Origin of the sequence: Mucilaginibacter gossypii (assembly GCF_017569325.2) — a bacterium.
GTDB lineage: Bacteria > Bacteroidota > Bacteroidia > Sphingobacteriales > Sphingobacteriaceae > Mucilaginibacter > Mucilaginibacter gossypii.
This window is the reverse complement of sequence record NZ_CP071878.2, coordinates 5,202,191-5,223,405: the sequence shown is the minus strand read 5'-3', so window position 1 is coordinate 5,223,405 and position 21,215 is coordinate 5,202,191. Positions and strand designations below refer to the sequence as shown.

The window sequence follows — 21,215 nt, the reverse complement described above, 5'->3', positions numbered from 1 at the left end:
GCTTACAAGCCGAAGAAAGCTTTGATCACCAATGCGGAAACAACGAGAAAGACACATGAACCTCCCCAGCCCATTAATTCCTTATTGATATCCTGGTCACCGCTGTTCCACTTGGAATAGACGCGGATGGCACCGACGATACCAACGATGCCGCCGATCACCAAAGTAATGTTGGTTACTGGGGCTACGTAGGTTTTTAAGGTAGAGGTTGCAGTGTTCAGACCGTTAACGCCGCTTTGGGCAAATACGGGAACCGAAAGGGCCAGCAATACGGCTGAAGCCCATAACTTTTTTGTTTTTGAAAACATTAATTTGGAGAAAAAAATAAAGGCGGAGATCTTTTAGAGCCTGCCGGGAGCAGGCCGGTTATGCTAAAAGAGCGTTCAGATCACGAACACGCCCCGATTATTTCACCCAGGATGGATAGCAGACTAATACTGCCGGTCAAATCCAAGAAGGATTTAAACTTTGAAGAAGGTACAGACAGGAATCTTTTACAGCTTCAAGGGAAAGAAGCATTAAAGAAAAACAGGCATTCAGATTCCGAACAATGCCCGTAAAAAAGGACCCGATAGGATCATAAAGAAAGATGCAAAAAACCAGGCTGCAACAGCCGAATCTATCCGATCCTTACCCATTTGCCAGTTATGGTAAACTCTAAGTCCACCGAATAGTCCAAATATGCAGGCGAGAACCATGCAGCAATCAAAGGCGGAAAAGAAGGTGGAAGACAGGTCTTGTTTAGCCTGCTGCATCTCGGTAATCCCGGGTTGGGCAAATGCTGCTGCGCTTATAAGGCAGCAACAAACAGACAGGAGATATTTCATTCATTAGAAGCTAACGGATTTGATGTATTCGACCGATTCCTCACGGGCGAGATTGAAAAGCTGTTTAAGGCTTACACCACCGGAAAAAGACACAGCCGATTCCTTACCGGAACCGGTTATTTCCTCCACCAATGATTTAATGGGATGGATGTCCTCAACAAAAGTGAGTTCATGTTTGTCACTTCCGGTTTCGCCGCGGTTTGTGCGCAGGTAATCCCAAAAAATCAGGACGGTGTAATAGCCGGCATAGACGCCGAGCAGCCATAATGCGAATTTAATCCAAGTCATAATTTTGTATTTTGTAAGTATAGTTTGATGATGTTTTTGAGTTCAGGATTGGACTCAAAAAGGTATTTTACCGCGAAAGCGACAAATTTGGTTATATCAGTACCGGTAGCCATTTTAAACTTGTTCAGCAGGTCAACCGTCTGCGCGTCAAAACGCACATGCACCATTTGCTTGTGGTCACTGTTGTCGTAGGCGTATAGTGACCTCACCACGGTATCATGAACGAGTAACTTATCCACCTTTCTCTCCGGTGGGATCAACGGTTGGATTTTCGGAACATCTACTTCAATAACCGTATCTTCAACTGCTGTTCCTGCCACTTGCTTTTGGCGTTTTTGGTCCTTAATAATAACTATAGTGTAATAGGCCGCGTAGGTACAGAACAAGCTGAGTAAAAATTTAAGCTGTGTCATAAGTAGGATTTTTGTATAAAATGTTTGATTATTGTTTTAAGCTCGGGATGTGCACTGATAAACTGCCGGACGGAATAGGCCACAAATTTGGTGGCGTCCACACCCGTCGCTATTTTAAATTGATTGAGAAAATCAACCGTCTGCTTGTCAAAACGGAAATGCACCATGGTCTTATGATCGCTGTTATCATAGTCGGTTAACAGTTTTAATATGGGTGCATCGGGTGGTTTGTCGGTTTTATATACAGCCGCCTTTTTTTTAACTGCTACAGTATCCGGCTGGTCATTGCCAGGGTTTTCGGCGGGCTTCACCATTTTTTCGCGTAGCTGGTCGGCTAATGATTTCATTTTTTCCATAAGCGGTCGGCAAATATTTCTTCAAAAACAGGGGTGATAATTCCGTAGAGGGATAAGGGCGTCTGGAAGGTGGTGATCCTTTGAAAGTCAATACGATCAGGGATCGCCATGGTGATCTTGCCGAACTTGGAAAGCTGCTCGTTTACCTCACTCATAATTTCAAACTTCACGTTGGCTTTGATTCTATTTGGAACAAAAACCACCTCCACATTCGGATTAACTTTTTTTAGAACGACCGTAAATAAAACAGTCGATTCGAAAGTGAATTCATCATAAGCAAACGGGCATACGACCAGGTCAGCTGATGTAAAAACCGGTATGAGCCCGTCATCGTCGAGCTTACCCGGCAGGTCGATTAAAATCGCATCCTTTTTATTTTTTGTCAGGACGGGTATTAAAGGAGGAAAGCTTTCGAGGTTCGCCGGCAGTACATCGTAAGGCTCTTCATTTTCCAGCACCTTTGCCTTTTCAAATTTTTGCGAAATGGATTGCTGGTAGTCCATATCGATGATAGTCACCGGCCAGTCCTTAGCCAGGCTCAGGTAGTTCGCGGATAGGACGGTGAGCGTACTTTTTCCCACGCCCCCTTTTTGGTTGCCAAATAAACAGATCATAATTTTTCATGGATTTATCCCTTACCGGGTATTTGTTCTTGCTTTCCTTTGCCTCCGGCGTTTCATGCCAAGCACCTGCTGGTCGTCTACATCATCGGCAATCATCACCGGCTGAATGTAGATTGGTTCCGTGGACTGTTCGGAATAATAGGTTATTGCGTTCTCACTTAGGTAGTCGTATAGGTCAATGATTGGCGGGTGTTGTAACAGACCAATATTGATGTCCGCATCCAAAAGCATTTTAAGGTTAAGGATTTCGCTTCCTTTGAAGACCTGCTTTGTGGAATGGTCGATGACCGAATAACCGTATGGCGCTTTACCTTCCGAAGAATGAAATATAAGGTCAAGTCCATATTGCGTTTTCATCTGCCGGACAAAATCAGTGTCTGCTCTGTGGATCATAAACAATCCTTTTAATTCTGCTATTCGTGCTTTGTCTGGTTTATAGGATTGTATTCGCTTTTGAATCTTTTCCTCATTGAGGTAATCCCGGCCAAGAAAGCGTAGGTTTTCCAGTATCAGATAGAACTGTGCTTTAGTACTAAACCGGTATTGCATAGCAAAGTCATAGCCTAACACTTTGTTCATATTTCGGACTGCCCGCACCTGTTCGTAATCGCGGTCAATCTGCTTTCCGTCCTTTCCTACACGGGAACTCACAATATGTACGTGGTTATTATCTGTGTCTTTATGAAAGACAATGAGATAAGGTTGCTCGCCGTACTTCATTTCTTTCATCCACATCACTGCGGCTTTTGTCAATTCCTGTTTGCTATAACTGCGGCCGGTAGCCGAAACGACGGCATGGAATTGTGTGTTTGTAATGCCTTTGTTCTGTGCTGAAATCATTAACAGATAGTTTACCAGATCCTGTGGCCGGGGATTGTTGAGTGCCTGGATAGCACCGAAGTTGGCAATCAGCATCAGTTCGCCTGTATTCCGGTCAACTTTGTTCGTATTGTACTTCACACCGGCAAATGTTCGGGAAGGCTTTTCAAGAATGTGAGCGATCATTGATTAATCAGCGTTAGGAAAACCTATCTATCGATCTGTTTATTTTTAAATGAACCGATCTCGATAGCTACCAATCAGGCAATCTTAGTAGCTGGCAATCAACTTAGCAACCGATCTCACGAGCTGGTAATCTTACGATCTCCTGATCTGCGAATCTTAAAATCAGCCAATCAGCTTATCTCAATAGCTAATAAGCTACCGATCAGGGAATCAGCATAACTTGCGATCTGCCGAACTAACAAGCAGGCTATCTTACGAGTTCCGAATCTTCTAATCTATCGATCTTGTGATCTGTCGACTTGCTTATCCGTATAGCTTGTTTTAATATACGATAACACATACCGGATTAATTTGCGATTACAAGGGTAGCACGAATTCAAATGCCCATTGCCCTGATGATTTTACGAAGGGACACCTCAAATTGCTGTTGAACATGGATGTATTCATCAAACAAAAAGTTGAATTGCGTAATAACCTCCGGGTTTAATGCACTTTTTAATCTTAGCGTATTGGCATGTTTGGCTAATTGATTGATATTATTTCCAATTCTTCCCATTTCAGCGCCGGCGCTGTCAATGTATCTAATTAACTCCCGGGAATTGATTACGACTTTTTTCGCATCGGATAGCATGCGCATTCTGATCAGATCTGTTTTAGAAATACCCAGCTCTTTTTCGAGGTCGGCAATTTCCCGATATTCCACTTCAGTAAACCTGACGTTGATAAACTTGGTTCGTTTGCCCTCCGCTAATTTTGGTCTCCCGATTAACTTCTTTAGGTCAGCCATAGAAAAAACGAGTTGCGAAGTTTTTTATCTCCCCCCTGGAAGGGCAAGAGACTTTTTGTGAAACAAAAAGACATCTTGCCGTTGCAAAAGCAACGGAAATCCTGATTATCAATTTGGAGTTTCACCCATTAAATAAGAAGTTGGGCGGCGGCTCTGCCGCTATCCGCTCCCTAGCTATTTTAACAAAATCTATGGGTTTAACCTTTTGATGATAGGCCCCGTTATTTTTCTCGATGCCGATAAAATTCCGGGCTTCCCGGATAGCGGCAATCAAAAAAGAATCGCAACCGCAGGCGTTATCCAGTACCACCGCTCCAGGTGTGGTGAACGTCCGAATAAGGTAGCGGCCAAGGTCAACCGGCTTTTGTGTCGGATGATAAGGCCTCGTTTCTTCATGCTCACAGGTTTTACAATAAAACCAATCGTCGGGTTCTTCCTCATCAAAAAACAAAATATCAAAAGGATATCTGTCCCCGCTGGTGCTTAAAATAGGCGAAGGTTTGTACTCCCCATAGCACCCTGTGGTTGTCTTTCTCCGCCACCCTCTATTATAAGGTTTGCCGGGTATCATTTGAGGTTGATAAAGTGGCTGCTTATTATAAAAAATGCAGATATCCTCATGCCGCCGGAGCGGTTGTTTTTTGGCGTTTAAAAAATTGGTGGACTTTGATTTGATCCAAACGATCTTATATTTAAACCAAGCTGGATTGCTTAGGATAACTGCGCCGGTAAAAATGCCAGCGGCAGTTAGTGCAATAACGCCGTTGGGTTTAATGATTCGCTTATATTGTAACCAAAGCAAGGTGAAATCAATCGGGATATCCCAAGGATTTAATGTGGTTCCGTAAGGTAGATCACACAAAACCAAATCAATAGAACGATCTGGAAACATATGCATTATTTCCAGGCAATCACCTTCGATTACTGTATTTAAATAATGCGATAGTGGAATATCCATGACGCCTACCTTGCAAAAGGTACCCGTACGTTGGAGAAGAAATTATTCTTTTTTCCATCCTCCGCAACTGGTAGTTTCAGTTGCGCTTTAATTTTGTCGTTATAATCGTTAAAACCGTCGTATGCGGATGAACGGTCCGTAGCATAGGGTAATGCTTTTATGAAATCTCTACTGGCCAATTTGCCCGCCTTATCACGGTCAAAGTAGATGTCAAGACAGGAAAAGGCCTTTGCTTTGGCAATGCCTTGTTGTAATAAGGTCAGCGTGTTTAAAACGATAATGCTATGGTCCGCCTCGGGATTGTCAAAACGCCAACTCAAAAAGTCAAGAAAGCCTTCAAATAAGGCCGCCTTTTTAGGGTGGCCGGGTATAAAGGTAATTCCTTTGTGTCCCATACAGCCTTTGAAATACCGGTTGCGGACCTCCCATGAATTATTTTCATTGAGCCAGCCTGCCGCGAAATAATGTTTACGAACATCATTCTCATCTTCTAAAAAATAATAGACCTCGCTGAGGTAAAATTTTGCAACTTCGAAAACGCCACGACTTTTTAGATAATCCGTGATAGCCGGGTGTGCACCCAAGGGCCTAACCTTTTCCACTACATGATTGACCTTGACAGGTTTTCGAGGTCGCAAAATCCTTGGTTCAGTTGGTTCAATAGAACATACGTCCTGTATCTTTTTAACGACTTCGTTAAATCCTAAATTTTTCCAATAGGCCAAACCAAAATCAATAATGTTTCCGCCTTTTCCGGCTCCATGGTCAAACCATACGCCAAGATCATCATTCACACTAAAGGACGGATTGCTATCATTGTCCCGCAGCATACTAATGTACATTTTTTCACGACCACGCTTAGGGACGGGCTGATACCCCAAACGACTTAACAGGTCTACCAGAGAGGCTTGTTCCTTCAGCTCCCTGGCGGTTAATAACTTTGACATAAATAATGGATTTGAGTTAAACGGAAAGCCGGTTACCGGCAAAAAATAAAAAGACACCTGTTCAAAGAAAATGAGGTGTCGTACTAACGATTAGCGTAGTGTACCGGCAGCGGGTATTGGTCCCGAGAAATTCGCTTCTGCCGGTATATATATTTCGGGACTACTCACGTCAGATCCTACGATCCGGGCTGCCAGCCTGCCTTCGCGTTTTCAGATTGTTGCGGCTTTACGCTCACCTTCGCGAAATTTCCGGCTCCCCGCCGGATAATGCTTTATCCCCTCATGTCAAATAACGCTCGCTTGATCACCAGTCGAAACCGGTTGATCGATTACCGTTGTGGTAATCATGTAGGCAAAGCAAGCGGATATGGATATGCGTAACCAGTGAAAGGGGGTGAAACAAAGCTTTCACCCCTGTGCAGAAAAGAGCTGTTTTTCGGAGAGTAGAATAATTAAAATATTAATAAAGAGCTAGTTGTTTAATTCTTAAGTACCCATAAATTCAGCTAAAGTAATTTCGAGGCTCTTGCAAAATGCTGAGTAAGTACTTATGGAGGGGGCGGTTTAGCCCAACGGAGCGTATGAAAGCTGCGGTAGTTGATATCAGACAATTCAGCCAGTGTTACCATGGCAACGCTTCTATTGGCGTTTAAAATGGTTCTTAAACAGTTTTATACTTGTAAAGTAAACTGAATATTGGTACGGAAGAACGGCTGTTTTATAAAAATCGGGATAACAATTCATTTAATAGTACCTGAACCAGCTATATCATTAAGACAGCTATTAGAAAAAAATCAGTTTTCTAATAGTCGTAACCTGAGAGCTAACCGGCTTGTAATTGTTAATTACCTGAATTTGAATTTACCGCTTCCTTGAGGTTTTAAGCAGCTTGCCGGACAAGTAGGATGTAAAATTTTCGCGATAACTTTCGCCAACGGTGAATGATAAATTATTGTTCATTTTGACAATGTTGCCTTCTATGTAATTTATGCAATCGGTCGAAATAACAAAGGCCCTGTGAAACTGCTTGAATTCATCACGTGATCCCAAGAGTTCCAAAATATCTTTAATCGTTAAATAAACGGTTAAGACCTTATTATTTGCCAAGTGTATCTTCAAATAATTTTGTGAACTTTCAAAAGCGATAACTTCTTTGTAGCCAACCTTTACGATCCGCAAGTCTTCCTCTTTATTTTTTACCATAAAATAATCATCGCCGTGGCTTATTTCTGGGATCTTGGCAACCGTTTCATTCGGAAACAACCGATTGATTGTCATTGAAAACTTCCCAAAACTAAAGGGTTTTAATAGATAGGCATCGCCTTCCACTTCATATGCATCAAATGCATATTTAGAGTGAGACGTTGTAAATATTAGTTTTTGTGTTTTAGGCCTTAAAGCTTTTGCTAATTCGATTCCGGACAAAAAAGGCATATCTATGTCCATAAAAATCAAATCGATATTATTCTCCAGGGTAACATTTTCTAAAGCTTTAAGTGGGTTATTGTAAATTGCCACAACATAAAGTTTTGGGAGAAGTTCGATGTATTTTAGAATTGCATCAACAGAAAATTGTTCGTCATCAATAATAATACAATTCAACATAGGTTCTTAATATTATGCCGATCAAAAATTTGTCCATAAGAGCAGTGTAAATAGAACTTACTTAATACAAAATAACTAATCTTTTGCAAAGTGTAATAATTTTATCGTCGAATATACAATTCAATCTTTTTTAACTCATTCATTATGAGCAATGTCGATAATTTCGGCCTGATCGACATGCCTCAAAACAACTATTTCACTAATTTAATCGTAAAAAGGAGAAAGCTCACTTTAATTACCCAAAAGGGGATGTTTTCTACATAGAAGGGTTCGTTTTCTTTACTGTAAGATTGACGCGATAAGCGGAGGTGCTAAAATAGATAGCTATCGTTGTAGAAGTGCCCGATATAAGATCCTAATTAATTAATGCCTTTTGCCATCGTTATCGTTTGGAAAACACATATTACAAGAATAACGTGTTAATGTGAACGAATAACGATTAAACGTAATTAGTTGCTATTATATGGACATAAACAAATGCATTATCATAGATGATGAGCCCTATGCAATTGAGGGACTGAGAACTTACATCAGTTCGATTCCAAATTTGAGTGTAGTCAAGTCTTATACTGATCCGGTTCAGGCCTTAATTGACCTGGTTACGGCCGATATGGTTGATCTGATACTTTTGGATATTGACATGCCTAAAATTACAGGGATAGAGTTATCCAAGGAGATCCGGCAGAAAACCCGTAAGCTGGTGTTTACAACCTCTTATACCCAATATGGTTATGAAGCATTTGAAGTGGAGGCTGATGCATACTTGTTGAAACCTTATACGCTATCCAAATTTGCCGCTACCATTACTAAACTCTTTCCAAAAGACGAGAAGTCCCAAACAGATATAAAGGCACCTGATGATTATTTTTTTGTAAAGAACAAGGACGACAATTTAAAGATTGTAAAAATCAGGTATGACGAGGTTGTTGCTGTGGAAAGCAAACAAAACTATGTGCTGATCCATACGCTAACCAAAAAAGTACTCACCTATATGTCGTTGACCGAAATTTCCAAAATATTCAGGCAATTCCCAAACTTTGAGCAATTCCAGCGAAGCTATATTATTGGAAAGGATCATATTGACTCTATTGATGGCAATACTATTAAAATGGTCAATGGCCTTAGCATTACTATTGGAGAATATTATAAAAAGGATTTTACAACATTTATGTCGGAAAAATTGATAAAGGCAAAGCGTAAGGATTAACGCCTTGCCTTTAAAGGATTAATTTGAATTGCCGGCACCGAAGATGCCAGTTTTTGTCATTGTGATCATGCTCGTTGTTGGATCAGTACCCTCTGTTTCTGTAATGTTTTTTAAAGATTTAGAGGATTTGTACACCAAAAGTGTGGTGTCGATAATTTTAAATTGTTTGCGTTTCATAAGCTTTTTTTATGAAACTTATCGTGAATTTAATCGGCATTGAAAATGGTTATCTGGAATAGGTAAAATTCTATTCAGAAAGGAGGTTTATCATGAAAGGAATCTTTACAAGTTGGCTTAAAAAATACAGGCTCCATATATTAATATGGATCGTATTTATTCTATATGAATCGCTTACAATCGGTTGGCTTCTGGGCGTATTTGGAAATCCAATAACATATGTTGCGCATTATGTTATTATAATTTTCCTTTTTTATTTACATGCCAACTGGTCTTTACCCTGGGCATTGAAAACCAGCAAAACTATAATGTGGAAACTACCACTTGTCCTATTGCTGGAAATACTGGTTTTTATTTTAATATCTTTTTTTGTGGATAAATTGCTAATCAATATCCACGTTCTTATTAATAAAGGCTCTCTAGTGTTAAACTTTCAGTATAGCTTAAAAACTTTTTTTAGAGATCTTTATTTTATTGGCTTTGCAACAGGCTACTTTTTTCTGATTACTTACAATAAAGAAAAAAGAAAGACAAATGAGCTTGAAAAACAGCGACTAAATGACATCATTTATCGGCAAAAATCCGAGCAGGAATTGACTAAAGCCCAAAATGCTTTCCTAAAAGCACAAATTAATCCCCATTTTTTATTTAACACGTTGGATTTTATTTATCACAATATTGTATCCCTTTCCCCAACTGCCGCTGATACGGTTATAACGCTGGCTGAAATGATGCGTTACGCAATAGATTCTGACAAAATGGGTGACTTTATTCCTTTAGGAGATGAGATAGACCAGGTAGAAAATCTTTTGTATTTGAATCAAATCAGAAAGAATCACGGGCTAGGTTTTCAATTACAGTATGAAGAAGATGTCCGGCAAATACATTTAATTCCTTTAGTACTGCTGACAATGGTAGAAAACATTTTTAAGCACGGTAACTTAACAGAGCACGGACACGATGCATTGGTCCGTATTTATTTGAAAGACGGGGCACTTTTTATCGAAACCGACAATTTAATAGACAACAAAAAAAAGGTTGCTGGAAACCATATGGGCTTAAGCAACATACAACATAGATTAAAATACGCCTATGGCGATGATGTAACATTTTACTATCATACGGATGATACCAATCATTTTAAAGTTCAGTTGGGTATCCCCTTTTCACAATTGAAAGGGCCTGGTGAGTCTTTAGGTTTTTCACCAGGTAATGATATAATATTGCCTCATGACTCCGCTGGTCAGACAAAAATAATCGGTTGACGTGCATATGTAATAAATCCCCTAGCATACTAGCTCGATCAATGTTGTTATCACAACGATTCATGATTTTAAGAAATTGCTTTTCGCAACAACGAACCAACCTACCACTAACTGGGGGCACTTGCCTGGCCTCTTTGTGCTTCTCGAATGACTGATTTATTTTTTTAAAAGTTTCCGGATTCATATTCAATTCTTCGCTAAAGCTATTTGCCATTTTAGTGGCAAAGGCTATTTGGGCAGCTAGATCTTGATAACAGAGTTCTAAAAATCGTTTCATTAACCTTAAAGTATCAGCATATAGATACGCGGTAGTGTATTTTTTTTTCAGCAAAGACAATATCAATTTGCTATTGGTGCAGAAAAAACTTTCAACAAAGTCAATTCTCGTAGCGCCATATCGATGCACCTCCCGGAAATAAGTCTTTATTTGAATTTCGGAAATTAATCCACTTAAACAATCTTCTTCCATTAATGAATTTAAGCGACTAATGGTAAGGTAACCTTGAGATATATCCTTTAATTGCAGGCGTAACCGAAGGTGTGGTTTAGGGTCTTCATACCGGATAAAAAACCATTTTTTTATGTTTTTTTCACCTTCTTTCAAAAAAGCAGCAATTTGGTTAGTCAGCACAGCGTTACTTTTGGAAGGAAGACAATATATTTCAAAATACAGCCAATCACCTCCTGGCAAAGAGATACTTTTTAAGGGCCGATTATGTTCCGTGAAATTTGTTAAATATTGACTTCCAGAATAGATATTACCTTCATGTCCATAATGTACAATATATTCGGCTACATATGGTTTACCCTTGTCATCTGTAATGTCTAATTCGTTTGTTATTAACGCTTCGGAAATGTATATAGCCTTTTGTTGGTTCTGGCGGCAAAAATGAAGGAAAGCAATTTTATCTGCTTCTATAGCAGGGTCAAAGCATAAAGTTTGATCTGCAAAGCCTGCCTTAAGACGAAAATTGATCTGGCTTACTTTAAGCCAGTAATTCAAAGCGGCCTGCGCTTTTAATTGGTGACCTGCTTCTAAATTTTGTAAGATGTCCTTTGGCAACAGCCACATGGCTGGTGAAATAATTATACTCTTATATACTACTCGCGGATAGCGTTGGAGGTTAGGGAAAAATTGCTGGATTTTAAAACTCAGGTCAGACTTTATGCCCTGATGTTGGAGATCACACAAAAATCGGTAAACAGCCAAATCTGAACGGGTATAGTTGTATGCTGATGGAATACGCGGGACCAGTCGTTTTCCAAGTTTCTTTGACCAAAGAATTACCTCGGAATTGCTAATCCCAACAAGAATATCGTCAAAACTTATCGGCGACGGATTACATGACCAGGTCAGTATGGGCAACTCGTTGTCATAAAGTTGTTTTCGCCGGTTTACATTGTCGACTTGCCTTTCAGCTTGGTAGGCAATGTCGAAAAAAATTATATCAGGGTTTGCCTTTTTTTCTATGGATGCGATTTGCTTGCCCAGTTTTTCAAGTTCCGGGCTTGCAATAGTAAAACGGCCAATTAATGCATTTGCTGTACAGCCGCCCATATTTTCTACAACAGGTTGATCGCCAAAAAAGCGATACATGACGCTAAAGGTATTTGGTAGAGGTTTCGAGACTTGAGTTGAGGGCCCGTCGAACTCCTCCAGCCGGATATCGCCGCCCTTTATTAACGAGTCCAATAGAAAATGATATAATTTGGAATTAGGAATTTGTAAAGACCGTTCGTTTTGTCGTGTAGTTTCTAAGATATCAATCAGCACCTGATCTTTCAACTGATCGCCCAGGTTGCCATAGCCAATCCCGATTTCGGGGTCCATTACAATATTGAGTGGAACAACAGTTTTTTCAAACTTTTTAAGAAATGCGTTACGAAAGGTAGTCAATGAGCTATTACCAGCATCGGATAAATTCAATTGTAAAAATCTTATCAAACCTGGAAATTCCTTGACCTTTCTTTCGCTGAAACCGCCTGTGATAAATCTGCGCTCTGAAATAGTGTACATACTGGTTAATGCAGACTTTTCAAAATTTAACCTTTCAAAATAATCTTCACCGGTTACATTTGGAAACAACTCAGTTAAAAGGAGCTGAAGGTTTAAAAGTTGTTCGAGCAGTCCGTCAATAGATTTTATATGCAGATCGAAATTAGACTGTACGTGATCGTAAATTTCCTGTTTAGTAGTTTTTTCTTTACACAGGGTTATAATAGCACTAAGTTCCGGAAACCCTATTACTGAAGCCATTTCAAAACATCCATGTTTGATACGAATAAAGCGAATTTCATCCCCAACCGTATAAACCGAAGAATTGGTGTGAAACCATACCGAGTCATGGACGACTTTGGTAACATCGTTTGTATATGAATCCTTTTGCTGCCAGTCTACAAAGTGTTTGCTTAACAAATCTCCATCCAAGACTAAGGGTGATGTGTCGGTTGAAAACGGAAGGATAGTAAACGCGGCTAAGCCCCCAAAAGGCGTTGCCCTATATTTAGCCCTGTTAAAATACTTCCATACGGAAAAGCTTATTTTTTTGTCGCCTGTTTCTAATTCGTGAAATTCTAAATTTTCAATGATCTTATAAAACGAAGGTGATGCCTGGCTAATAAGTATTTTCAAATTCTGCCATCTTTCCTTCAGGTCATCTGTTACACTGAACACAGGCGTTCGGCAAAGGGGCATATCTAATACTTTCAACTTCATGGTACATTCTTATCAAATAGTAGCGGTAGTTCGCTTTGAACCTGATGCGTTTTATTTCTTCAAAAGAATGATTGTTAGCTGCTCTTACTGACCATTTTCTATACAATAGGGCTTTTTCGGGACAGACAGCTAAATATTCGGGAGATACTGACCTTACCAATTGGTAAACGATAATTAAACAATAGTTAATTTTATCCGGTTTTATTCACCTCGACTTATCGCATTGTTGAAAAATATTCGTAGCAAGTTATTTTATACAGGTACAGATAAATTGAGATGTGAAGTAGAATGCTGCTATTTACTTTATTTATCTAACTATGATCAAGGCTGAAGTTGTTGACAAAACAACGGTGATAAAGGTGTTAATTAGTTCATTTGAAGATAACCAGAGTGTAAATTTCATCATCAGAAAGGATGAGAAAAGAGCGCGACGTATACAAGCATTAATGGATTACTCTTATGAGATATGTTCGTTATTTGGCGAAGTATGGTTATCTGATGATAAAAATGCCTGTGCATTAATATTGTATCCGCAACAAAAACGTACCACGCTAAAGTCAATATGGCTTGATATAAGGCTGATTGTTCAAGCCGTAGGCCTGAGCGGGATAAGCAAAGCATTAAAGCGTGAGGAAAAAATCAAAAAATTGCAACCCAGAGAAAATATAGCCTATCTATGGTTTATTGGTGTTGATCCGGAATTTCAGCACAAAGGCATCGGCAGCAAATTAATGAAAGAGATCATTGCTGAATCAAACCGAAAACATCTACCGGTATATCTGGAAACTTCCACTTTAAGGAACATACCCTGGTATGAAGTACTTGGTTTTCACACCTATAATCAATTGGAATTGGGGTATACCCTATTCTTTTTGAAACGGGAGCCAGATAAGTAATATTATGCTGGTATTCGGAACTCAAATTCATATCGTAACCGCTATATTCATTGGACTTGAAATCTTGATGTTCATTTTCCAGTTGGCAAGTTACTTTTATTGGCCGGGAGATAAAAATCGTGGCCGATATTTGTTATTGCTGTTTTTAATGCTGTTATACAATATCACCGGCGGCCTCTTTCCTGATCCAAAAATTAATATCCCCATTAACATCCAGGAAATGATTGCCTACGGCACTGGTTTTCTTATGGCTTCTTATTTCCCATATTATTTTTATAGAGGATTTGAACTGAAAGAATTGCGTTGGCACGCACTGTTCGGAGTACCATTGTTCCTGATGCTTCCCTATCTTATATTCTTTGTCATTGTCTATGCGATAAATGGCAAGTTAAATGTAGATATCCGTTTTGGGATGATTGTACCCTTTATTTATGCGATTGTTTTGCTTTGGGTTATGTTTACGGCGATTCGGCATAAGCATGAGGTAAATCGTAATAAGAACGAATACCTGGAGGAAGTATCGATGTACTGTGCGGTTACTCCCTGGTTAGCATTAGCACTCTTCGGCCTGGTAGAAGAAAGTCAGTTAATAGAAGTGCTTTGCACGAATACGGGAATCATCATAATCACAGTTCTTTATTTGGCTAAATCTGTCACCAATGCAAGACAGGAGTTTAATCGGAAACTTAATGAATCGGCCATTGATGGTATCAGCCCGGAAGAATTCCTGGCTAGTTGCTTGCATTACAGTTTAACAAGAACAGAGATCCTAATCGTTCAGAAATTGTATAAAGGAATGAAAAATAGCGAAATCGCCGATAGCATGTTTATTTCAAGTGAAACCGTTAAAAAGCACATTCAAAATATCTTCAGAAAAGCCTTAGTAAATAACAGGGCGGCGTTAATTCATAAACTGCAGAATCGTCGCGAACAATAACTTTGCGCTCGTTTGTCATTAAATATACCCCTATTTAGTAATACCATATCCCTGATTTGAGTATTTAGATCACCTCGCCGGCACGGTAAATTTGACCCAGATTATAGGAGTTAAGATCTCCTGCAAGTTCCACCTTCTAGAATATTCCTATGCAGACACATCGTTTATTTGACGTGCTTTTCAGCATGAATCCGCTTCCGAAAGAACTGACAAATGAGGCAAATCGCAAAGAGTTAATAAATTATATCAATTCAAAAATTGGTTTTAGCCATCATACCCATCGTCAGCTTTTGTTAAATCCAGGCCAGATAGCTGATCACCTCTATTTTGTCGAAAATGGGATGGCAAGGGGTTATTATGACGATGAACTAAAGGAGAAAGAGTACACTATCTGCTTATGGGATGAGCAAACCATTATTACAGAACCTCAAAGCTTTTTAAAACGCACTCCATCCCAATTATATATTGAGGTGATGCCTGGCAGCAGATTATTGTCTATATCGAGGCAACAACTGTCAGACCTTATTGATGCGTTTCCGTATGCCGAAATATTTATCAGATGTCTAATGCTGCAATATGTTTCGTATCACACAAAAAGAACTCATGATCTGATTAGTCTTTCAGCTTGGGAAAGATATTTGGACTTACTTCAAAAACACCCTAAAATCGAACAAAAAATTTCAAAGGAGATCATTGCGTCTTATCTCGGTATTACTCCACAATCGCTCAGTCGTCTCATCAAGGACAATGGCCACCCATAACTTGGAAGCAGCTTATCATTTAATAACCCATTTCTGAACAAAAGGTAATTGATTTCTGAACTGAGGTTTACTCCGTATAAGAATATTCAGTTGTAGCTTTATACTACTTATTTAACCTATGAGAAACTTAATATTTATAAAGGGCTGGGTCAATCGCGGATTGATAATACCTGTTGTTTTCGCAACTTATACAATCCGTTTTATCCTCTGTTGTATAAAGTCATATTTACGATACGATATTGTAAATATCCGATCAATATCTAACTACACATGCTCTTCTAATAGATTCCTTGACCGTCCGATTCATAACCGCAAGTTTGCATTGTTTCCGGGTAGCACCAGCAACGTGTAATACATGAAAAGACCCGCCACATCAGACGAGCCTTTTCGGGGCGGCTCACCTCACGAGCAACCGAATTAATCGAATTATAAATATAAAGTTTTTGGAGCCCTTTTTTGCTATTATAAAAAGTTCAATCATGATGAACACCAAACTGTTCAAAAACAAAGTTATGGCTATAGTGGCCATGTTTACAATTGTATTAGGTGTAGGCGCAGCAATTGCGATGAAAGCACCAGATCATAAGATCAAAGTTCTGCCACCGGTTCAATACCAATTCAATGGCACCACGCTGTCCCAGGATAAAACCGCATCAAATTATTCCGTTGTCAGCGGCTCAGGGCCATCTTGTGACGGAACAGCCTTGCCTTGTGTGGTAAGCGTAACAGGAGATCTGCAAACCTGGTTAAATGCCCGCACTGACACCCAGATCAGGGATCAGGCCATATCTACAAAGGATTAACCAAACAAAAAAAGGAACGGCAATGCAAATCAGCACTGCCTTCCTTTTACTTAGGATTCTGCTGCATTCCGGTTAACTGAATAATGTCATCAGGTATGGGTAATGCGTATCGCAAATCATTCGGGAATAAAGTATAAGTTTGTCCGTTTACCTTTCGCGTTAAAGTAATATTAGCCCCCTCCTTATTTAACCTTTTTAGGTCCATCCACCGCAACCCCCTCATTAATAGCTCCTTTCTCCGTTCGTTCAGTATGGCCGTCAGCAAAATAGTTTGATCTGAAGCACTAATCGGCACAAAGGTTCCCGTTTTAAACCTGTTTTTTAATAATATGTTCAGATCATCTGCGGCTTCGGTCAGTTTCCCCGCTCTTGCAAAACATTCTGCCCTGATCAAATAAACTTCATCGGTTGCTATCCCCCCGAATAAGTTACCTCCTCCTTCATAGCTACCTTTGAAAGCGTAAGTTCCGCCAGTACTTGCTTTAAAGAAGATCGTTTTACGCAGATCATTTGCCATATAAGAACGGTAAAGTGCAGAATCTATCTTTGCTCTTGAATTACTCAATGGTGCGGGAACAGGAATTTTATTTTCATGGATCACTTCCATATTAAATTGTGCTATCGGATAGTTTGCAGCAGTATTTAGGGTGTTATAGTCCAATAAAGCATGATTTAATTGCAGGCAGGAATCTGCATAAAGCCCCGCTTTGTCATATTGCCTCATATTAAGATAAGTCCTGGCTAATAGGCCATACGCGGCAGGTTTTGATGACCGCATCACCTGCAAAGGTGTTATGGGTAACAAGGCAGCTGCGGAAGAAAGATCGGTGATGATTTGGTTGTAGGTCTCTTGCAGGTTACTTCTGACCGAAGCCTCATTAAAATCAGACGTTAGTCTGATGGGAATACCCAGCTGAGTAGTCGCTGTGCTTGCATCATAGGCAGAAGTCCACAAGCCAGCGATCTGAAGAAATGCTTTCCCCCGCACGAAAAGGGCCTGTCCTTTTACATTATTGTAATCATTGTGATTTCCTGCAGTCAGGGTTATCTTGTGCAATCCTTCCAAAACCGTGTTTGACGTGAATACCGGCCTGTAGGAATAAAACCAATCATTACTTTGTGGTAAAAACAGATTGTCTTTTTGCCATGTGTACATTCTTCTGGAAGTTTCCTGTGGGAGGGCCAGGTAAACCGCGTCCGTGAGGTAATAATTGTCGGCTGATATTTCTCCAGATCCCGGATCGAAATTATTAATGGCCGGGTAACTATCCAGTAATGCCTGAAAATCAACAAGGCTTGTCGGCACCGCAAGTTTGGCATCCGGTTTTTCGTCAAGAAACTTCTTGCAGCCGGAAACTATAATACAAAGAAAGAGCAGTATAATGATGGGATTGAATTTTTTCATGATTTTTAATTGTCTTGGAATTAAGCATACGGTAAATTAAAATGAGGTTCTTAAACCAAACGCTATCGTAAGCGGAGGTTTTAACGTATTGCCGCTATAGTAGTAATCAGGATCAATATGGTCTTTATTCGCCCGCCAGATAATTCCCAGGTTATTGATATTGGTGTATAATTGCAGAGTCTTAACAGGTAGCCGGGGCATCGTTTTCCGGTTAAATTCATAACCGAGGGTGATATATTGCAACCTCACATGATCGCCCTTTTCTACCAAACTTTCGGAGCCGCCATAGAAAGCATCCCGTGCAGGAATATCAGGATAGACCATCGATGGCACATAGGTATGCAGTTCATCCCCTGGTTTCTGCCAGCGCAGGGCAAAATCAGCATTACCCTGACCATTATTGAAAAGAAGCCCATAGTCAACAGAGGTCTTTCTGAAATAATATCCCAGTTTATAAGTGGCTGCTACGGTCAGGGATAAATTTTTATAAGTAAATGTGTTGGCTACTGATCCGAATTTTGTGGGTAAAGCTGACCCGCTGTATTTCAGATCAGACAACTGGCTATTATAATAAATCGTGTTATAATCTTCACTGACCTGCCCGTTTACGTAGCCACGCGGATTTCCGTTCAATGGATCAAGCCCCGCAGATTTAAAAGACAGAACAGAGTAAACAGGTTTTCCTACAATTCCTGAAATGACCGGTGAACTGCCTACATAGGCATATCCTGTTTGATCTCCCAGATAATAGGCGGTGATCTGATCTTTATACAAACTGAAATTGACCGCTGTTGTCCACTTTAGTTTACCCATAGTATTGATGCTGTTTAGGGTAATATCAATACCATTACCTTTCATTGCCGCTACATTTTTAACAATATAGTAATCTATGCCACTTGTATAATCCAGTGGCGCGAGGCCGAAAAGGTCTTTAGCGTTCTTATGATAATATTCTATGCTTCCTGATAGTCTGTTATTCAATGCACTGAAATCAATGGCCAGGTTTAACATCCTTACCGTTTCCCATTTCAGGTCAGGATTGGCATAGGTATTATATACCGCATACGGCGTTTGTGTATAAGGTGAATTTCCCTGGTAGCTGATCGTAGTTACCGCTGTTCTGGATAAATCTACATTACCGCTAAGTCCATAAGTGGCCCGGAGTTTTAGGTATGGTAAAAACCCTACTTTATAAAAACCTTCCTTAGAAATATCCCAGGCAAGGCCGGCAGACGCCAACGGGTTCCATTTATTATTGGTATTTACCCCGAACAAGTTGGACGCGTCCCTCCGTGCGCTGGCAGAGAAAGTATATTTACGATCATAAGTATAGGCAGCGTTGGCAAATAAGGAAACAAAACGGTTCCTGGTATCGGTTAAACTTTTGTTGTCCGGTATAAACAGGGATGATCCGGTCACATAAGTTGGGTACGTATTGGTTAAATCAACATTGCCAAAGGTGAGGGTGCTCGGATCGTAACCATATAAACTGTTCGCGTTCCCGGTCGTGTTCACCTGTCTTATTTCCGATCCTGCTATCGCATTGACCTCGTTTTTGCCCCAGCCTTTATTCAGGTTGAACTGTCCGCGTAAATTTTGTGACTCTATCAACTGGTCTGAAAGGTTTAAAATACCGCCTACGGGCACAATGTTCGTAACATTGCCTGAAGCATCAATCTGTGTAAACTCATTGATCAGGTTTCTTGCTGCATAACTACCCGCGCCTTGTAAATTATTGGTATGTGAATCCTGTCTTTCGTACTGGTATTGCATATTAAAATTCAGGAAGCTAAACAACTGGTATTGTGCAGACAGATTAGCAGTTAAGTCCTGCAAATTGGTCTTATTGTTTATTTGCTGGTAGTCTGTAAGCGGGTAATATTTCCAATCCTCTAACTGCGCCGATGGAAGCGTAGCTAAATAGGATAAGCTATAATCTTTTGCCACCGGTAATGCATCGCCATTTACATCCGCAAATTTTGCATAGGGATACAAAGCGCCATTATAAGAAGTAATATCGCCGAAGCCAGGCTTACCGGCAGTCGATGTACTTTGGGTATAATATATGGCGGTATTGACCTGCAACTTATTAATTGGCTTAAAAGAGTCCAGGAAATGAAGATTCACCCGGTCGTAGCCAGCTGCGAGGTTACTAAGATCTTTATCATAGCCACTCGAAAACAGCCAGGACTGGGTTGCAGACCCTCCTTTTAAACTGATCGCATACTGCTGGTTCGTGCTTTGCTGATATAAATACTTATTAAAATCATTCCTTACATCGCTGTTTCTTAAAGCATTGATCTGTGCATTGGCCCTGGTGGCTGAAATAGTCCCGTTGCGTACTGCTGAAAGTAATTCTACTACAGGTGTTAAACTGGGATGTGATGGGTCAGTTATTCTGCTGTCATAAAAACCATTGTTAAAAAGCGCCTGTTCAACATTGATATAGTCACTGGATGCCATTTGCCGGATATAGGATAAATCAGGTTTTTTACCAAACGTCAGGTTCGCATTAAGATCAACGGAAAGTGGTTGGTTGAACCTGGCTTTTTTGGTGGTGATGACAATAACGCCGTTCCCGGCCCTCGTCCCCCAAATGGATGCGGCGGCGGCATCTTTTAATACGGTCACACTTTCTACATCATTAGGATTAATATTGGTTATATCTCCTTCATAGGGAAAGTTATCCACCACGATCAATGGTGCAGTTGGGCCATTGATCGTACTTAAACCACGTATCTGTATTTGAGGCGTAGCACTGGTCGTACGGTTAAAAACAAGCCCATTGGTAACAGACTCTAATCGTGACAGTAGATCGGTACTTACCTGTTCATTTAGCTTCTGATTATTTACTACAGTAAATGAACCTGTTGCTCTTTCTTTTGGCAAAGTCTGGTATCCTGTAGAAACAACGACTTCTTGTAATGCCGTTGTGCCGGGCACTATCCTGATTATTAAATGCTGCGCCTGTGTATAGCCAGCCAAAAATAAATGTGTTGTTTTGTATCCCACATGACTAACAACCAAAGTATCAGGATAACTTCCCGCAGTAAAATTAAACGAGCCATCCTCACTGCTGGACGTTACTATTTTGCTTTTTATTAATCTAATGGTTGCACCCCCAATGGCTTCTCCCGTCTGCAGATTTATTATTTTGCCGTTCGTGTTTTGCTGCCCGAACAGATTCAGGCTGAACATACCTAAGATGATTATGATGAGTAGTTTTAGTTTCATACGTT

20 protein-coding genes and 1 pseudogene are annotated in these 21,215 nt (G+C 40.1%); 6 read left to right on the top strand and 15 right to left on the bottom strand.

Annotation, left to right across the window (positions count from 1 at the left end):
* Positions 1-2 precede the first annotated feature (2 nt).
* From J3L18_RS21945 to J3L18_RS21895, 11 genes are all read right to left on the bottom strand, one after another.
* Positions 3-308 carry a DUF4134 domain-containing protein gene (locus J3L18_RS21945; protein WP_112571020.1) on the bottom strand — a complete coding sequence of 102 codons (306 nt, stop codon included), beginning with the start codon at positions 306-308 and terminating at the stop codon, positions 3-5.
* A gap of 228 nt (positions 309-536) precedes the next feature.
* A complete protein-coding gene (locus J3L18_RS21940; protein WP_112571022.1) occupies positions 537-827 on the bottom strand; it encodes a DUF4134 family protein in 291 nt (96 codons plus the stop codon).
* Between the two features lie 3 nt (positions 828-830).
* Positions 831-1,115: a hypothetical protein gene (locus tag J3L18_RS21935; RefSeq protein ID WP_112571024.1), complete on the bottom strand. Its 285-nt coding sequence runs from the start codon at positions 1,113-1,115 to the stop codon at positions 831-833.
* Positions 1,112-1,528, bottom strand: coding sequence for a hypothetical protein (locus J3L18_RS21930; RefSeq protein ID WP_112571026.1), 417 nt, complete (start codon positions 1,526-1,528; stop codon positions 1,112-1,114). Before J3L18_RS21930 ends, J3L18_RS21935 begins: the two co-directional genes overlap by 4 nt.
* On the bottom strand, positions 1,525-1,884 hold the full coding sequence (locus J3L18_RS21925; RefSeq protein ID WP_112571028.1) for a hypothetical protein: 360 nt from the start codon (positions 1,882-1,884) through the stop codon (positions 1,525-1,527). Before J3L18_RS21925 ends, J3L18_RS21930 begins: the two co-directional genes overlap by 4 nt.
* Complete coding sequence (locus J3L18_RS21920; RefSeq protein WP_112571030.1) at positions 1,872-2,498, bottom strand: ParA family protein; 627 nt, start codon at positions 2,496-2,498, stop codon at positions 1,872-1,874. The genes J3L18_RS21925 and J3L18_RS21920 overlap by 13 nt, the downstream gene beginning before the upstream one ends.
* A gap of 21 nt (positions 2,499-2,519) precedes the next feature.
* The gene (locus J3L18_RS21915; RefSeq protein ID WP_112571032.1) at positions 2,520-3,512 is read right to left on the bottom strand and encodes a relaxase/mobilization nuclease domain-containing protein; all 993 of its coding nucleotides are present in this window, start codon (positions 3,510-3,512) and stop codon (positions 2,520-2,522) included.
* Between the two features lie 376 nt (positions 3,513-3,888).
* On the bottom strand, positions 3,889-4,299 hold the full coding sequence (locus tag J3L18_RS21910) for a plasmid mobilization protein (protein WP_112571034.1): 411 nt from the start codon (positions 4,297-4,299) through the stop codon (positions 3,889-3,891).
* A gap of 121 nt (positions 4,300-4,420) precedes the next feature.
* The gene (locus J3L18_RS21905) at positions 4,421-5,257 is read right to left on the bottom strand and encodes a DNA-methyltransferase (protein ID WP_112571036.1); all 837 of its coding nucleotides are present in this window, start codon (positions 5,255-5,257) and stop codon (positions 4,421-4,423) included.
* 5 nt (positions 5,258-5,262) lie between these two features.
* Positions 5,263-6,204: a DUF8464 domain-containing protein gene (locus J3L18_RS21900; protein ID WP_112571038.1), complete on the bottom strand. Its 942-nt coding sequence runs from the start codon at positions 6,202-6,204 to the stop codon at positions 5,263-5,265.
* Between the two features lie 861 nt (positions 6,205-7,065).
* Entirely contained in the window at positions 7,066-7,809 is a 744-nt protein-coding gene (locus J3L18_RS21895; RefSeq protein ID WP_112571040.1) for a LytR/AlgR family response regulator transcription factor, read from the bottom strand.
* A gap of 463 nt (positions 7,810-8,272) precedes the next feature.
* Between J3L18_RS21895 and J3L18_RS21890 the strand changes: the two genes are divergently transcribed.
* Positions 8,273-9,016 (top strand): LytR/AlgR family response regulator transcription factor, encoded by a 744-nt coding sequence (locus tag J3L18_RS21890; protein ID WP_112571042.1) that lies wholly within the window; start codon positions 8,273-8,275, stop codon positions 9,014-9,016.
* A gap of 18 nt (positions 9,017-9,034) precedes the next feature.
* Here J3L18_RS21890 and J3L18_RS21885 read toward each other — a convergent pair whose 3' ends face one another.
* Complete coding sequence (locus J3L18_RS21885; protein WP_167516256.1) at positions 9,035-9,193, bottom strand: hypothetical protein; 159 nt, start codon at positions 9,191-9,193, stop codon at positions 9,035-9,037.
* A gap of 92 nt (positions 9,194-9,285) precedes the next feature.
* Between J3L18_RS21885 and J3L18_RS21880 the strand changes: the two are divergent.
* Positions 9,286-10,017: pseudogene (locus tag J3L18_RS21880) on the top strand (histidine kinase); the annotation flags it as partial.
* Between the two features lie 316 nt (positions 10,018-10,333).
* Here J3L18_RS21880 and J3L18_RS21875 read toward each other — a convergent pair.
* A complete protein-coding gene (locus tag J3L18_RS21875; protein WP_112571046.1) occupies positions 10,334-13,174 on the bottom strand; it encodes a lantibiotic dehydratase in 2,841 nt (946 codons plus the stop codon).
* Positions 13,175-13,491: 317 nt separating this feature from the next.
* Between J3L18_RS21875 and J3L18_RS21870 the strand changes: the two genes are divergently transcribed.
* The 4 genes from J3L18_RS21870 (at position 13,492) to J3L18_RS21855 (ending at position 16,571) form a co-directional block, all read left to right on the top strand.
* The gene (locus J3L18_RS21870) at positions 13,492-14,070 is read left to right on the top strand and encodes a GNAT family N-acetyltransferase (RefSeq protein WP_112571048.1); all 579 of its coding nucleotides are present in this window, start codon (positions 13,492-13,494) and stop codon (positions 14,068-14,070) included.
* Between the two features lie 4 nt (positions 14,071-14,074).
* Entirely contained in the window at positions 14,075-15,007 is a 933-nt protein-coding gene (locus tag J3L18_RS21865; RefSeq protein WP_112571050.1) for a helix-turn-helix domain-containing protein, read from the top strand.
* Between the two features lie 149 nt (positions 15,008-15,156).
* The gene (locus tag J3L18_RS21860) at positions 15,157-15,768 is read left to right on the top strand and encodes a Crp/Fnr family transcriptional regulator (protein WP_112571052.1); all 612 of its coding nucleotides are present in this window, start codon (positions 15,157-15,159) and stop codon (positions 15,766-15,768) included.
* Positions 15,769-16,247: 479 nt separating this feature from the next.
* Positions 16,248-16,571 (top strand): hypothetical protein, encoded by a 324-nt coding sequence (locus tag J3L18_RS21855; protein WP_129567796.1) that lies wholly within the window; start codon positions 16,248-16,250, stop codon positions 16,569-16,571.
* Positions 16,572-16,617: 46 nt separating this feature from the next.
* Here J3L18_RS21855 and J3L18_RS21850 read toward each other — a convergent pair whose 3' ends face one another.
* Together J3L18_RS21850 and J3L18_RS21845 are read right to left on the bottom strand one after the other, a co-directional pair.
* The gene (locus tag J3L18_RS21850) at positions 16,618-17,976 is read right to left on the bottom strand and encodes a RagB/SusD family nutrient uptake outer membrane protein (RefSeq protein WP_112571056.1); all 1,359 of its coding nucleotides are present in this window, start codon (positions 17,974-17,976) and stop codon (positions 16,618-16,620) included.
* A 36-nt stretch (positions 17,977-18,012) separates the two neighbouring features.
* Entirely contained in the window at positions 18,013-21,210 is a 3,198-nt protein-coding gene (locus J3L18_RS21845) for a SusC/RagA family TonB-linked outer membrane protein (protein WP_112571058.1), read from the bottom strand.
* Positions 21,211-21,215: the final 5 nt, after the last annotated feature.

Coding starts and splice junctions, on each gene's coding strand:
- J3L18_RS21875 (WP_112571046.1), bottom strand. CDS start 13,174: ATGAAGTTGAAAGTATTAGATATGCCCCTTTGCCGAACGCCTGTGTTC.
- J3L18_RS21845 (WP_112571058.1), bottom strand. CDS start 21,210: ATGAAACTAAAACTACTCATCATAATCATCTTAGGTATGTTCAGCCTG.
- J3L18_RS21860 (WP_112571052.1), top strand. CDS start 15,157: ATGCAGACACATCGTTTATTTGACGTGCTTTTCAGCATGAATCCGCTT.
- J3L18_RS21945 (WP_112571020.1), bottom strand. CDS start 308: ATGTTTTCAAAAACAAAAAAGTTATGGGCTTCAGCCGTATTGCTGGCC.
- J3L18_RS21895 (WP_112571040.1), bottom strand. CDS start 7,809: ATGTTGAATTGTATTATTATTGATGACGAACAATTTTCTGTTGATGCA.
- J3L18_RS21890 (WP_112571042.1), top strand. CDS start 8,273: ATGGACATAAACAAATGCATTATCATAGATGATGAGCCCTATGCAATT.
- J3L18_RS21940 (WP_112571022.1), bottom strand. CDS start 827: ATGAAATATCTCCTGTCTGTTTGTTGCTGCCTTATAAGCGCAGCAGCA.
- J3L18_RS21915 (WP_112571032.1), bottom strand. CDS start 3,512: ATGATCGCTCACATTCTTGAAAAGCCTTCCCGAACATTTGCCGGTGTG.
- J3L18_RS21910 (WP_112571034.1), bottom strand. CDS start 4,299: ATGGCTGACCTAAAGAAGTTAATCGGGAGACCAAAATTAGCGGAGGGC.
- J3L18_RS21920 (WP_112571030.1), bottom strand. CDS start 2,498: ATGATCTGTTTATTTGGCAACCAAAAAGGGGGCGTGGGAAAAAGTACG.
- J3L18_RS21885 (WP_167516256.1), bottom strand. CDS start 9,193: ATGAAACGCAAACAATTTAAAATTATCGACACCACACTTTTGGTGTAC.
- J3L18_RS21870 (WP_112571048.1), top strand. CDS start 13,492: ATGATCAAGGCTGAAGTTGTTGACAAAACAACGGTGATAAAGGTGTTA.
- J3L18_RS21905 (WP_112571036.1), bottom strand. CDS start 5,257: ATGGATATTCCACTATCGCATTATTTAAATACAGTAATCGAAGGTGAT.
- J3L18_RS21865 (WP_112571050.1), top strand. CDS start 14,075: ATGCTGGTATTCGGAACTCAAATTCATATCGTAACCGCTATATTCATT.
- J3L18_RS21850 (WP_112571056.1), bottom strand. CDS start 17,976: ATGAAAAAATTCAATCCCATCATTATACTGCTCTTTCTTTGTATTATA.
- J3L18_RS21900 (WP_112571038.1), bottom strand. CDS start 6,204: ATGTCAAAGTTATTAACCGCCAGGGAGCTGAAGGAACAAGCCTCTCTG.
- J3L18_RS21935 (WP_112571024.1), bottom strand. CDS start 1,115: ATGACTTGGATTAAATTCGCATTATGGCTGCTCGGCGTCTATGCCGGC.
- J3L18_RS21855 (WP_129567796.1), top strand. CDS start 16,248: ATGATGAACACCAAACTGTTCAAAAACAAAGTTATGGCTATAGTGGCC.
- J3L18_RS21930 (WP_112571026.1), bottom strand. CDS start 1,528: ATGACACAGCTTAAATTTTTACTCAGCTTGTTCTGTACCTACGCGGCC.
- J3L18_RS21925 (WP_112571028.1), bottom strand. CDS start 1,884: ATGGAAAAAATGAAATCATTAGCCGACCAGCTACGCGAAAAAATGGTG.